This is a genomic window from Rugamonas sp. GW822-FHT03B10 (assembly GCF_058801745.1).
In genome coordinates this window covers 97,306-112,522 of sequence record NZ_JBXANP010000014.1, presented here as the reverse complement: position 1 = coordinate 112,522, position 15,217 = coordinate 97,306, and the positions used below count along the sequence as shown (strand labels likewise).

Below are 15,217 nucleotides of genomic sequence, written 5' to 3'. Positions count from 1 at the left end.
CGGTGTAGGACCGCTCCTACGCTGCCCGCCGGCCGGCCGGAAGTTGTCAATACATATATGGTGTGGCGCGGCGGCCGGTGGCTAGCGCGGATGGGATGGCCGGGCTATCCCCCAAACAGGGCATGCGGGCCCAGGCTGGTGTCCAAGAGGGGTGGCACGGGTCCGCGCCATGTCATGCGGGCGTCATGCGGATCGTGCACAGTCATGTCCGCCCTTGAGTTTCCCCAGTGAATTACGACGGTTTCGTCATTCTGTTTGCCGGATGGCATCCAAGTTGCAAGCTCTACAATGGCCTCGACCGTCGCCAGGCGGGCCGTTGGTTGCAGCAAAATCTTGCAAGATCAATAGGTTGCGAGCGAACGACAGCCTGACAGAAAAATTCTTTTGGGAAATTAGGTGGGTTATACTGCGAGGTATTGCCCTACGTAAACATGTTCCATTCGCTGGTCAACGCGGGTGTCAATATATTGCCTGGCGAGAATAAGTTTACTTAATGGAAGTATCCACCCGGTCGCTTTGTACGAAAACGGGCCGAGTGCGGATACCTACGCAGCAGTGTCATGCCAGTATGGAAAAGTTGTTTAAATTACAGTTCGCGTAACCAGCCATCCGCCTGACGGCGCGGCATTAAATTCCTAAAGTTAACTTTTTTGTTGACGTTAAGAATGAACGGCCGGGTTCGTTGTGGTCACAGCATCGGTTTTACAGAATATTTAAGAGTACAAAAACGTCAATTGCCATGGTGGGGATAGGAGCTGAGGGGGAATGCCCGTCGGCTCCTGTCCGTTTCCAAACAGAAAATTAGCGGCGACCTTCAGGAGAAATGCAAATGAGCAGCATCTTAGCTACCTATACAACTGACCAGATCGCGAATCTGACCACCCAAGAGATCGCAGCGCTATATACCTCTGACATCACGGTACTGAATTCGGATCAAATCGCCGCTTTCACCACCACGCAAATTGCCGTATTCAGCTCCCTGCAGATCGGCGCGATCACGACGGCCAGCCTGCCGTCGCTGACCACCGCCGATTTCGCCGCCATCACGACCACCGCGCTGGCCGGCCTGACCACCGCGCAGACCAAGGCGCTGACGACCGATCAGGTCGTCGCCCTGACCACCGCCCAAGCCAACGTCCTGTCGACCCAGCAAGTCGCCGCGCTGAGTACCGATGATCTGGCCGCGATGCAAACCGCTGATTTCGCCGCCCTGAAGACCTCCGCCATTGCCGCCCTGTCGACGGGACAGGTCAAGGCCCTGACCACCGACCAGGTCGTCGCCCTCGACACGAGCCAGGCCAACGCCCTGACCAGCGCGCAAGTCGCCTCGCTCAGCACGGACGATATCGCCGCCATGCAGACGGCCGATCTGGCCGCCCTGAAGACGTCGTCGATCGCCGCGTTGGCGTCGGCGCAGGTCGCCGCGCTGACCACCAACCAGATTAACAGCCTGGCGACCGCCCAGCTCGTCGCCCTGAGCACGGCGAATATCGCCAACGGCCTGACCACCGACCAGATCGTCGCGCTGACGTCGGACCAACTGCGCGCCCTGAGCACCGCGCAGGTCGCTGCCCTGTCGAGCAACAACATCGCCGCCATCGAGACGGCCGACATCACCGGCATCACCACCGCTGGTATCGCCGCGCTGAAGTCGACGCAAATCGCCGGCCTGAGCACCGCCCAGGTGGCCTCCCTGTCGACCAACCAGATCGTCGCGCTGAGCACGGCGGCCATGAACGGCATGAGCACCGACCAGATCGGCGCCCTGACGACCAACCAGGCAGCGACCCTGAGCACGAGCCAGGTGGCCAGTCTGTCGACCAACTCCCTGGTTGCCCTGACCACGGCCGACTTCGCCGCCCTGAAGACGGCCGCCATCGCCGCCCTGTCGACCAACCAGATCAAGGCCCTGACCACCGACCAGGTGGTGGCCCTGTCGACGGCCGAGGCGAACTCGCTGTCGAGCGCGCAGATTAGTGCGCTGAGCACGGACGATGTCGTCGCCCTGGAGACGGCCGACCTGGCCGCCCTGAAGACGTCGTCGATCGCCGGCCTGAGCACCGCCCAGGTCGCCGCGCTGACCACCAACCAGGTGCACAACCTGGGCACGGCCCAGCTCGCCGCACTGAGCACGGCGAATGTGGCCGCCGGCCTGACCACCGACCAGATCGTCGCGCTGACCTCGAGCCAGCTGGCCGCCCTGGGCACCGCGCAGGTCGCCGCCCTGTCGAGCAACAACCTCGGCGCCATCGAGACGGCCGACATCGTCGGCCTGTCGACCGCCGCCATCGCCGCCCTCAAGTCGGCGCAGATCGTCGGTCTGAGCACCGACCAGGTGGCCGCCCTGTCGACCAACCAGATCGTCGCGCTGAGCACGGCCGCCATGAACGGCATGAGCACCGACCAGATCGGTGCCCTGACGACCAACCAGGCCGCCGTCCTGAGCACGGGCCAGGTGGCCAGTCTGTCGACCAACGCCATCGCCGCGCTGTCGACGGCTGATTTCGCCGCCCTGAAGACGGCCGCCATCGCCGGTCTGTCGACCAACCAGATCAAGGCCCTGACCACCGACCAGGTGGTGGCCCTGTCCACGGCCGAGGCGAACTCGCTGTCGAGCGCCCAGATTGCCGCGTTGAGCACGGACGATGTCGCCGCGCTGGAAACGGCCGACCTGGCCGCCCTGAAGACGTCGTCGATCGCCGGCCTGAGCGCCGCCCAGGTCGCCGCGCTGACCACCAACCAGGTGCACAACCTGGCCACTGCCCAGCTCGCCGCCCTGAGCACGGCCGACGTCGCCAATGGCCTGACCACCGACCAGATCGTCGCGCTGACCTCGAGCCAGCTGGCCGCCCTGAGCACCGCGCAGGTCGCTGCCCTGTCGAGCAACAACATCGGCGCCATCGAGACGGCCGACATCGTCGGTCTGTCGACCGCCGCCATCGCCGCCCTCAAGTCGGCGCAGATCGCCGGTCTGAGCACCGACCAGGTGGCCGCCCTGTCGACCAACCAGATCGTTGCGCTGAGCACGGCCGCCATGAACGGCATGAGCACCGACCAGATCGGCGCGCTGACGACCAATCAGGCCGCCGCCCTGAGCACGGCCCAGGTGGCCGGTCTGTCGACCAACGCCATCGCCGCCCTGTCGACGGCCGACTTCGCCGCCCTGAAGACGGCCGCCATCGCCGGTCTGTCGACCAACCAGATCAAGGCCCTGACCACCGACCAGGTGGTGGCCCTGTCCACGGCCGAGGCGAATTCGCTGTCGAGCGCCCAGATTGCCGCGTTGAGCACGGACGATGTCGCCGCGCTGGAGACGGCCGACCTGGCCGCCCTGAAGACCGCCTCGATCGCCGGCCTGAGCACCGCCCAGGTCGCCGCGCTGACCACCAACCAGGTGCACAACCTGGCCACTGCCCAGCTCGCCGCCCTGAGCACGGCCGACGTCGCCAACGGCCTGACCACCGACCAGATCGTCGCGCTGACCTCGGACCAACTGCGCGCCCTGAGCACCGCGCAGGTCGCTGCCCTGTCGAGCAACAACATCGGCGCCATCGAAACGGCCGACATCGCCGGTCTGTCGACCGCCGCCATCGCCGCCCTGAAATCGGCGCAGATCGCTGGTCTGAGCACCGACCAGGTGGCCGCCCTGTCGACCAACCAGATCGTCGCACTGAGCACGGCGGCCATGAACGGCATGAGCACCGACCAGATCGGCGCCCTGACGACCAACCAGGCCGCCGCCCTGAGCACGGCCCAGGTGGCCGGTCTGTCGACCAACGCCATCGCCGCGCTGTCGACGGCCGACTTCGCTGCGCTGAAGACGGCCGCCATCGCCGGTCTGTCGACCAACCAGATCAAGGCGCTGACCACTGATCAGGTGGTGGCCCTGTCCACGGCCGAGGCGAACTCGCTGTCGAGCGCCCAGATTGCCGCGTTGAGCACGGACGACATCGCCGCGCTGGAAACGGCCGACCTGGCCGCCCTGAAGACCGCCTCGATCGCCGGCCTGAGCACCGCCCAGGTTGCCGCGCTGACCACCGACCAGGTGCACAACCTGGCCACGGCCCAGCTCGCCGCCCTGAGCACGGCCGACGTCGCGAACGGTCTGACCACCGACCAGATCGTCGCGCTGACGTCGAGCCAGCTGGCCGCCCTGAGCACCGCGCAAGTGGCTGCCCTGTCGAGCAACAACATCGCCGCCATCGAGACGGCCGATATCGCCGGCCTGTCGACCGCCGCCATCGCCGCCCTGAAATCGGCGCAGATCGCAGGCCTCACGACGGGCCAGGTGGCAGCGTTGTCGACCAACCAGATCGTCGCGCTGAGCACGGCCGCCATGAACGGCATGAGCACCGACCAGATCGGCGCCCTGACGACCAACCAGGCCGCCGCCCTGAGCACCGGCCAGGTGGCCGGTCTGTCGACCAACGCCATCGCCGCCCTGTCGACGGCCGACTTCGCCGCCCTGAAGACGGCCGCCATCGCCGGTCTGTCGACCGGCCAGATCAAGGCCCTGACCACTGACCAGGTGGTGGCCCTGTCCACGGCCGAGGCGAACTCGCTGTCGAGCGCCCAGATTGCCGCGTTGAGCACGGACGACATCGCCGCGCTGGAAACGGCCGACCTGGCCGCCCTGAAGACGTCGTCGATCGCCGGCCTGAGCGCCGCCCAGGTTGCCGCGCTGACCACCGACCAGGTGCACAACCTGGCCACGGCCCAGCTCGCCGCCCTGAGCACGGCCGACGTCGCGAACGGTCTGACCACCGACCAGATCGTCGCGCTGACCTCGAGCCAGCTGGCCGCCCTGAGCACCGCGCAGGTCGCTGCCCTGTCGAGCAACAACATCGGCGCCATCGAGACGGCTGACATCGTCGGTCTGTCGACCGCCGCCATCGCTGCCCTCAAGTCGGCGCAGATCGCCGGTCTGAGCACCGACCAGGTGGCCGCCCTGTCGACCAACCAGATCGTCGCGCTGAGCACGGCCGCCATGAACGGCATGAGCACCGACCAGATCGGTGCCCTGACGACCAACCAGGCCGCCGCCCTGAGCACGGCCCAGGTGGCCGGTCTGTCGACCAATGCCATCGCCGCCCTGTCGACGGCCGACTTCGCCGCCCTGAAGACGGCCGCCATCGCCGGTCTGTCGACCGGCCAGATCAAGGCCCTGACCACTGACCAGGTGGTGGCCCTGTCCACGGCCGAGGCGAACTCGCTGTCGAGTGCCCAGATTGCCGCGATGAGCACGGACGACATCGCCGCGCTGGAGACGGCCGACCTGGCCGCCCTGAAGACCGCCTCGATCGCCGGCCTGAGCGCCGCCCAGGTTGGCGCGCTGACCACCGACCAGGTGCACAACCTGGCCACGGCCCAGCTCGCCGCCCTGAGCACGGCCGACGTCGCGAACGGTCTGACCACCGACCAGATCGTCGCGCTGACCTCGAGCCAGCTGGCCGCCCTGAGCACCGCGCAGGTGGCTGCCCTGTCGAGCAACAACATCGGCGCCATCGAGACGGCTGACATCGTCGGTCTGAGCACAGCCGCCATCGCCGCCCTGAAATCGGCGCAGATCGCCGGTCTGAGCACCGACCAGGTGGCGGCGTTGTCGACCAACCAGATCGTCGCGCTGAGCACGGCCGCCATGAACGGCATGAGCACCGACCAGATCGGCGCCCTGACGACCAACCAGGCCGCCGCCCTGAGCACGGCCCAGGTGGCAGGTCTGTCGACCAACGCCATCGCCGCCCTGTCGACGGCCGACTTCGCCGCCCTGAAGACGGCCGCCATCGCCGGTCTGTCGACCAACCAGATCAAGGCCCTGACCACTGACCAGGTGGTGGCTCTGTCCACGGCCGAGGCGAACTCGCTGTCGAGCGCCCAGGTTGCCGCGTTGAGCACGGACGACATCGCCGCGCTGGAAACGGCCGACCTGTCCGCCCTGAAGACCGCGTCGATCGCCGGCCTGAGCACCGCCCAGGTTGCCGCGCTGACCACCAACCAGGTGAACAACCTGGCCACGGCCCAGCTCGCCGCCCTGAGCACGGCCGACGTCGCGAATGGTCTGACCACCGACCAGATCGTCGCGCTGACCTCGGACCAGCTGCGCGCCCTGAGCACCGCGCAGGTGGCTGCCCTGTCGAGCAACAACATCGCCGCCATCGAGACGGCTGACATCGCCGGCCTGTCGACCGCCGCCATCGCCGCCCTGAAATCGGCGCAGATCGCAGGCCTCACGACGGGCCAGGTGGCAGCGTTGTCGACCAACCAGATCGTCGCGCTGAGCACGGCCGCCATGAACGGCATGAGCACCGACCAGATCGGCGCCCTGACGACCAACCAGGCCGCCGCCCTGAGCACCGGCCAGGTGGCCGGTCTGTCGACCAATGCCATCGCCGCCCTGTCGACGGCCGACTTCGCCGCCCTGAAGACGGCCGCCATCGCCGGTCTGTCGACCGGCCAGATCAAGGCCCTGACCACCGACCAGGTGGTGGCCCTGTCCACGGCCGAGGCGAACTCGCTGTCGAGCGCCCAGGTTGCCGCGTTGAGCACGGACGATGTCGCCGCGCTGGAAACGGCCGACCTGTCCGCCCTGAAGACGTCGTCGATCGCCGGCCTGAGCGCCGCCCAGGTCGCCGCGCTGACCACCGACCAGGTGCACAACCTGGCCACGGCCCAGTTGGCTGCCCTGAGCACGGCCGACGTCGCGAACGGCCTGACCACCGACCAGATCGTCGCGCTGACCTCGAGCCAGCTGGCCGCCCTGAGCACCGCGCAGGTGGCTGCCCTGTCGAGCAACAACATCGGCGCCATCGAGACGGCTGACATCGTCGGTCTGAGCACCGCCGCCATCGCCGCCCTGAAATCGGCGCAGATCGCCGGTCTGAGCACCGACCAGGTGGCAGCGTTGTCGACCAACCAGATCGTCGCGCTGAGCACGGCCGCCATGAACGGCATGAGCACCGACCAGATCGGCGCCCTGACGACCAACCAGGCCGCCGCCCTGAGCACGGCCCAGGTGGCAGGTCTGTCGACCAACGCCATCGCCGCCCTGTCGACGGCCGACTTCGCCGCCCTGAAGACGGCCGCCATCGCCGGTCTGTCGACCAACCAGATCAAGGCCCTGACCACCGACCAGGTGGTGGCCCTGTCCACGGCCGAGGCGAACTCGCTGTCGAGCGCCCAGGTTGCCGCGTTGAGCACGGACGACATCGCCGCGCTGGAGACGGCCGACCTGGCCGCGCTGAAGACCGCGTCGATCGCCGGCCTGAGCACCGCCCAGGTTGCCGCGCTGACCACCAACCAGGTGAACAACCTGGCCACGGCCCAGCTCGCTGCCCTGAGCACGGCCGACGTCGCGAATGGTCTGACCACCGACCAGATCGTCGCGCTGACCTCGAGCCAGCTGGCCGCCCTGAGCACCGCGCAGGTGGCTGCCCTGTCGAGCAACAACATCGCCGCCATCGAGACGGCTGACATCGCCGGCCTGTCGACCGCCGCCATCGCCGCCCTGAAATCGGCGCAGATCGCAGGCCTCACGACGGGCCAGGTGGCAGCGTTGTCGACCAACCAGATCGTCGCGCTGAGCACGGCCGCCATGAACGGCATGAGCACCGACCAGATCGGCGCGCTGACGACCAACCAGGCCGCCGCCCTGAGCACCGGCCAGGTGGCCGGTCTGTCGACCAACGCCATCGCCGCCCTGTCGACGGCCGACTTCGCCGCCCTGAAGACGGCCGCCATCGCCGGCTTGACGACCGGCCAGATCAAGGCCCTGACCACCGACCAGGTGGTGGCCCTGTCCACGGCCGAGGCGAACTCGCTGTCGAGCGCCCAGGTTGCCGCGTTGAGCACGGACGACATCGCCGCGCTGGAAACGGCCGACCTGGCCGCCCTGAAGACGTCGTCGATCGCCGGCCTGAGCACCGCCCAGGTCGCCGCGCTGACCACCGACCAGGTGCACAACCTGGCCACGGCCCAGTTGGCAGCCCTGAGCACGGCCGACGTCGCGAACGGCCTGACCACCGACCAGATCGTCGCGCTGACCTCGAGCCAGCTGGCCGCCCTGAGCACCGCGCAGGTGGCTGCCCTGTCGAGCAACAACATCGGCGCCATCGAGACGGCCGACATCGTCGGTCTGAGCACCGCCGCCATCGCCGCCCTGAAATCGGCGCAGATCGCCGGTTTGAGCACCGACCAGGTGGCAGCGTTGTCGACCAACCAGATCGTCGCGCTGAGCACGGCCGCCATGAACGGCATGAGCACCGACCAGATCGGCGCCCTGACGACCAACCAGGCCGCCGCCCTGAGCACGGCCCAGGTGGCAGGTCTGTCGACCAACGCCATCGCCGCCCTGTCGACGGCCGACTTCGCCGCCCTGAAGACGGCCGCCATCGCCGGTCTGTCGACCAACCAGATCAAGGCCCTGACCACCGACCAGGTGGTGGCCCTGTCCACGGCCGAGGCGAATTCGCTGTCGAGCGCCCAGGTTGCCGCGTTGAGCACGGACGATGTCGCCGCGCTGGAAACGGCCGACCTGTCCGCCCTGAAGACCGCGTCGATCGCCGGCCTGAGCACCGCCCAGGTTGCCGCGCTGACCACCAACCAGGTGAACAACCTGGCCACGGCCCAGCTCGCTGCCCTGAGCACGGCCGACGTCGCAAACGGTCTGACCACCGACCAGATCGTCGCGCTGACCTCGGACCAGCTGCGCGCCCTGAGCACCGCGCAAGTGGCTGCCCTGTCGAGCAACAACATCGGCGCCATCGAGACGGCTGACATCGTCGGCCTGTCGACCGCCGCCATCGCCGCCCTGAAATCGGCGCAGATCGCCGGTCTCACGACGGGTCAGGTGGCCGCCTTGTCGACCAACCAGATCGTCGCGCTGAGCACGGCCGCCATGAACGGCATGAGCACCGACCAGATCGGCGCGCTGACGACCAACCAGGCCGCCGCCCTGAGCACGGGCCAGGTGGCCGGTCTGTCGACCAACGCCATCGCCGCCCTGTCGACGGCTGATTTCGCCGCATTGAAGACTGCCGCCATCGCCGGTTTGACGACCGGTCAGATCAAGGCCCTGACCACCGACCAGGTGGTGGCCCTGTCGACGGCCGAGGCGAACTCGCTGTCGAGCGCCCAGGTTGCCGCGTTGAGCACGGACGACATCGCCGCGCTGGAGACGGCCGACCTGGCCGCCCTGAAGACGTCGTCGATCGCCGGCCTGAGCGCCGCCCAGGTTGCCGCGCTGACCACCGACCAGGTGCACAACCTGGCCACGGCCCAGCTCGCTGCCCTGAGCACGGCCGACATCGCCAACGGCCTGACCACCGACCAGATCGTCGCGCTGACGTCGAGCCAGCTGGCCGCCCTGAGCACCGCGCAGGTGGCTGCCCTGTCGAGCAACAACATCGCCGCCATCGAGACGGCCGATATCGTCGGCCTGTCGACCGCCGCCATCGCCTCCCTCAAGTCGGCGCAGATCGCCGGTCTGAGCACCGACCAGGTGGCAGCGTTGTCGACCAACCAGATCGTTGCGCTGAGCACGGCCGCCATGAACGGCATGAGCACCGACCAGATCGGCGCCCTGACGACCAACCAGGCCGCCGCCCTGAGCACCGGCCAGGTGGCCGGTCTGTCGACCAACGCCATCGCCGCGCTGTCGACGGCTGACTTCGCCGCATTGAAGACTGCCGCCATCGCCGGTTTGACGACCGGCCAGATCAAGGCCCTGACCACCGACCAGGTGGTTGCCCTGTCCACGGCCGAGGCGAACTCGCTGTCGAGCGCCCAGATTGCCGCGTTGAGCACGGACGACATCGCCGCGCTGGAAACGGCCGACCTGGCCGCCCTGAAGACCGCCTCGATCGCCGGCCTGAGCGCCGCCCAGGTCGCCGCGCTGACCACCGACCAGGTGCACAACCTGGCCACGGCCCAGCTCGCCGCCCTGAGCACGGCCGACGTCGCGAACGGTCTGACCACCGACCAGATCGTCGCGCTGACCTCGAGCCAGCTGGCCGCCCTGAGCACCGCGCAGGTCGCCGCCCTGTCGAGCAACAACATCGGCGCCATCGAGACGGCCGATATCGTCGGCCTGTCGACCGCCGCCATCGCCTCCCTCAAGTCGGCGCAGATCGCCGGTCTGAGCACCGACCAGGTGGCAGCATTGTCGACCAACCAGATCGTCGCACTGAGCACGGCGGCCATGAACGGCATGAGCACCGACCAGATCGGCGCCCTGACGACCAACCAGGCCGCAGTCCTGAGCACGGGCCAGGTGGCCGGTCTGTCGACCAACGCCATCGCCGCGCTGTCGACGGCCGACTTCGCCGCCCTGAAGACGGCCGCCATCGCCGGTCTGTCGACCAACCAGATCAAGGCGCTGACCACTGATCAGGTGGTGGCCCTGTCCACGGCCGAGGCGAACTCGCTGTCGAGCGCCCAGATTGCCGCGTTGAGCACGGACGATGTCGCCGCGCTGGAAACGGCCGACCTGGCCGCCCTGAAGACCGCCTCGATCGCCGGCCTGAGCGCCGCCCAGGTCGCCGCGCTGACCACCGACCAGGTGCACAACCTGGCCACGGCCCAGCTCGCCGCCCTGAGCACGGCCGACGTCGCGAACGGTCTGACCACCGACCAGATCGTCGCGCTGACCTCGAGCCAGCTGGCCGCCCTGAGCACCGCGCAGGTCGCCGCCCTGTCGAGCAACAACATCGGCGCCATCGAGACGGCCGATATCGTCGGTCTGTCGACCGCCGCCATCGCCTCCCTCAAGTCGGCGCAGATCGCCGGTCTGAGCACCGACCAGGTGGCAGCATTGTCGACCAACCAGATCGTCGCGCTGAGCACGGCGGCCATGAACGGCATGAGCACCGACCAGATCGGCGCCCTGACGACCAACCAGGCCGCAGTCCTGAGCACGGGCCAGGTGGCCGGTCTGTCGACCAACGCCATCGCCGCGCTGTCGACGGCCGACTTCGCCGCCCTGAAGACGGCCGCCATCGCCGGTCTGTCGACCAACCAGATCAAGGCGCTGACCACTGATCAGGTGGTGGCCCTGTCCACGGCCGAGGCGAACTCGCTGTCGAGCGCCCAGATTGCCGCGTTGAGCACGGACGACATCGCCGCGCTGGAAACGGCCGACCTGGCCGCCCTGAAGACCGCCTCGATCGCCGGCCTGAGCACCGCCCAGGTTGCCGCGCTGACCACCGACCAGGTGCACAACCTGGCCACGGCCCAGCTCGCCGCCCTGAGCACGGCCGACGTCGCGAACGGTCTGACCACCGACCAGATCGTCGCGCTGACCTCGAGCCAGCTGGCCGCCCTGAGCACCGCGCAGGTCGCTGCCCTGTCGAGCAACAACATCGGCGCCATCGAGACGGCTGACATCGTCGGTCTGAGCACCGCCGCCATCGCCGCCCTGAAATCGGCGCAGATCGCCGGTCTGAGCACCGACCAGGTGGCAGCGTTGTCGACCAACCAGATCGTCGCGCTGAGCACGGCGGCCATGAACGGCATGAGCACCGACCAGATCGGTGCCTTGACGACCAACCAGGCCGCTGTCCTGAGCACGGCCCAGGTGGCCGGTCTGTCGACCAACGCCATCGCCGCGCTGTCGACGGCTGACTTCGCGGCCCTGAAGACGGCCGCCATCGCCGGCCTGTCGACCAACCAGATCAAGGCCCTGACCACCGACCAGGTGGTGGCCCTGTCCACGGCCGAGGCGAACTCGCTGTCGAGCGCCCAGGTTGCCGCGTTGAGCACGGACGATGTCGCCGCGCTGGAAACGGCCGACCTGGCCGCGCTGAAGACCGCGTCGATCGCCGGCCTGAGCACCGCCCAGGTTGCCGCGCTGACCACCAACCAGGTGAACAACCTGGCCACGGCCCAGCTCGCCGCCCTGAGCACGGCCGACGTCGCCGCCGGCCTGACCACCGACCAGATCGTCGCGCTGACGTCGGACCAACTGCGCGCCCTGAGCACCGCGCAGGTGGCCGCCCTGTCGAGCAACAACATCGGCGCCATCGAAACGGCCGACATCGGCGGTCTGTCGACCGCCGCCATCGCGGCCCTCAAGTCGGCGCAGATCACCGGCCTGAGCACCGGCCAGGTGGCAGCGTTGTCGACCAACCAGATCGTCGCGCTGAGCACGGCCGCCATGAACGCCATGAGCACCGACCAGATCGGCGCCCTGACGACCAACCAGGCCGCCGCCCTGAGCACGGGCCAGGTGGCCGGTCTGTCGACCAACGCCATCGCCGCCCTGACGACGGCCGACTTCGCGGCCCTGAAGACGGCCGCCATCGCCGGCCTGTCGACCAACCAGATCAAGGCGCTGAGCACCGACCAGGTGGTGGCCCTGTCCACGGCCGAGGCGAACTCGCTGTCGAGCGCCCAGGTTGCCGCGTTGAGCACGGACGATGTCGCCGCGCTGGAAACGGCCGACCTGGCCGCGCTGAAGACCGCCTCGATCGCCGGCCTGAGCACCGCCCAGGTTGCCGCGCTGACCACCAACCAGGTGAATAACCTGGCCACGGCCCAGCTCGCTGCCCTGAGCACGGCCGACGTCGCAAACGGTCTGACCACCGACCAGATCGTCGCGCTGACCTCGGACCAGCTGCGCGCCCTGAGCACCGCGCAAGTGGCTGCCCTGTCGAGCAACAACATCGGCGCCATCGAAACGGCCGACATCGGCGGTCTGTCGACCGCCGCCATCGCCGCCCTCAAGTCGGCGCAGATCACCGGCCTGAGCACCGCCCAGGTGGCAACGTTGTCGACCAACCAGATCGTCGCGCTGAGCACGGCCGCCATGAACGCCATGAGCACCGACCAGATCGGCGCCCTGACGACCAACCAGGCCGCCGCCCTGAGCACGGGCCAGGTGGCCGGTCTGTCGACCAACGCCATCGCCGCCCTGACGACGGCCGACTTCGCGGCGCTGAAGACGGCCGCCATCGCCGGCCTGTCGACCAACCAGATCAAGGCGCTGAGCACCGACCAGGTGGTGGCCCTGTCCACGGCCGAGGCGAACTCGCTGTCGAGCGCCCAGATTGCCGCGTTGAGCACGGACGATGTCGCCGCGCTGGAAACGGCCGATCTGGCCGCGCTGAAGACCGCCTCGATCGCCGGCCTGAGCACCGCCCAGGTTGGCGCGCTGACCACCGACCAGGTGCACAACCTGGCCACGGCCCAGCTCGCCGCCCTGAGCACGGCCGACGTCGCGAACGGTCTGACGACCGACCAGATCGTCGCGCTGACGTCGAGCCAGCTGGGCGCCCTGAGCACGGCGCAGGTGGCTGCCCTGTCGAGCAACAACATCGGCGCCATCGAGACGGCCGACATCGGCGGCATCACCACCGCCGGCGTGGCCGCCCTGAAATCGGCGCAGATCGTGGCGCTCAGCACCGACCAGGTCAGCAAGCTGTCGACCGGCCAGACCATCGCCCTGACCACCGCCGCCTTCTCGGCCCTGAACAGCGACCAGGTCGCTGCGCTGACCACCAGCCAGGCCGCCGTGCTGAGCACGCAGCAGGTCGTGTCGCTGTCGGCCGCCGCCATCGCCAGCATGAGCACGGACGATCTGGGTGCGTTGAAAACCTCGGCTGTGGCCGCCCTGACCACCAACCAGGTCAAGGCGCTGACCACTGACCAGGTCGCCAGCCTGTCGACCAGCGACATCGTCGTGCTGACCACCTCGCAGTTGGGCAATGCCTTCACCACGGACCAGGTGGTGGCGCTGTCGTCGAACCAGGTGGGCGCGCTGAGCACCGCGCAGGTGCAAGCCTTCTCGACCGCCAGCATCGCGGCGATCGAGACCGCGGACATCGGCGCGCTGAAGACGGCCGCCATCGCCGCCCTGCGCACCGCGCAGCTGACGGCGCTCAGCACCAACCAGGTCGTGGCCCTGAGCACCAACCAGGTGGCGGCGCTGAGCACGGCCGCCATCGGCTCCGCGCTGACCACCGACCAGGTCGTCGCGCTGTCGAGCGACCAGCTCAATGCCTTGAGCACGGCGCAGATCCGCGCGCTGTCGACCAACGGCATCGTCGCGCTGGAAACCTCGGACCTGCACGCGCTGAAGACGGCGTCGTTCGTGGCCATGAGCACCACTCAGCTGGTGAAACTGACCACCGATCAGATCGTCGCGCTGACCACCGGCCAGATCAAGAATCTGAGCTCGGCACAAGCCAACGCGATGACCTCGACGCAGATCCAGGCGATGAGCACCGACCAGGCCAACGCCCTGTTCAACGCGGCCCACGGCCTCTCGCCGATCGTGCTGGACCTGAACGGCAACGGCATCAACACCCTGTCGTCCAACGCCGGCGTGAGCTTCGACCTGAATGCCGACGGCACCAAGGTCAACGCCGGTTGGGTTGGCGGCGGCGATGGCTTGCTGGTGCTCGACCGTAACGGCGACGGCACCATCAACGATGGCGGCGAACTGTTCGGCACCGGCACCACACTGGCGGATGGCACCAAGGCCAACAACGGCTACCAGGCGCTGTCGGCGATCGACAGCAACGGCGACGGTGTGGTCGATGCCAAGGACAGCCAGTTCGGCAAGCTGCAAGTGTGGGTGGACGCCAATGCCGACGGCGTCAGCCAGACCGGCGAGCTGAAGTCGCTGGCGGACCTCGGCATCACCAAGCTGAACCTGGACGTCAAGGTCGATGGCCACCGCGACAACGGCAACACCGTGGGCCTGAGCTCGACCTACGAGACGGCCGACGGCACCACCCACCAGGCAGCGGACGTCTGGTTCGCCGCGGGCAGCACGTCGACGACTCTGACCAGCTCGGTCAGCAGCCTGTCGGCGGCGATGTCGGGCTACACCGCTGCGGATGCCGCAACCACGGCAACCAAGCTGGAGATGCCAAGCGCCGGTAACACGGCGGTGGCGGCCCTGGCCAGCGCGATCGGCAGCTACGACAACAGCACGCTGACCGCGGCGTCCGGCCAGGCCTCGAGCGACGAGACCCAGCGCCTGAAAGCGCTGTTGGCCGGCAACCACGGCGCCGGCATCCTGGCCGCCAAGTAAGCCAAGCGCGTCATAGCGCCAGAAACGGCAGGGCCTGCGGGCCTTGCCGTTTTTTTTTATGCCGCGAACAAGCCCGTAAACGCGCCGGTGTTTCTGCAACAGAAAAGGCGCCGGCGGGCATGGTGCTGGGTTAGAATCCCAAGGCTGGTACGGTAGTGCGCAAATGCAAGCTTTTACCTTTGACAG

Annotated in this window: 1 protein-coding gene; it reads left to right on the top strand. The window is 68.2% G+C overall.

Translation table 11 applies throughout. The annotated features are described in order from the left end of the window. Nucleotides 1-829 precede the first annotated feature (829 nt). Nucleotides 830-15,031 (top strand): SPM autocatalytic domain-containing protein, encoded by a 14,202-nt coding sequence (locus tag AC1RQG_RS20415; protein WP_493134034.1) that lies wholly within the window; start codon nt 830-832, stop codon nt 15,029-15,031. Nucleotides 15,032-15,217: the final 186 nt, after the last annotated feature.

Coding starts and splice junctions, on each gene's coding strand:
- AC1RQG_RS20415 (WP_493134034.1), top strand. CDS start 830: ATGAGCAGCATCTTAGCTACCTATACAACTGACCAGATCGCGAATCTG.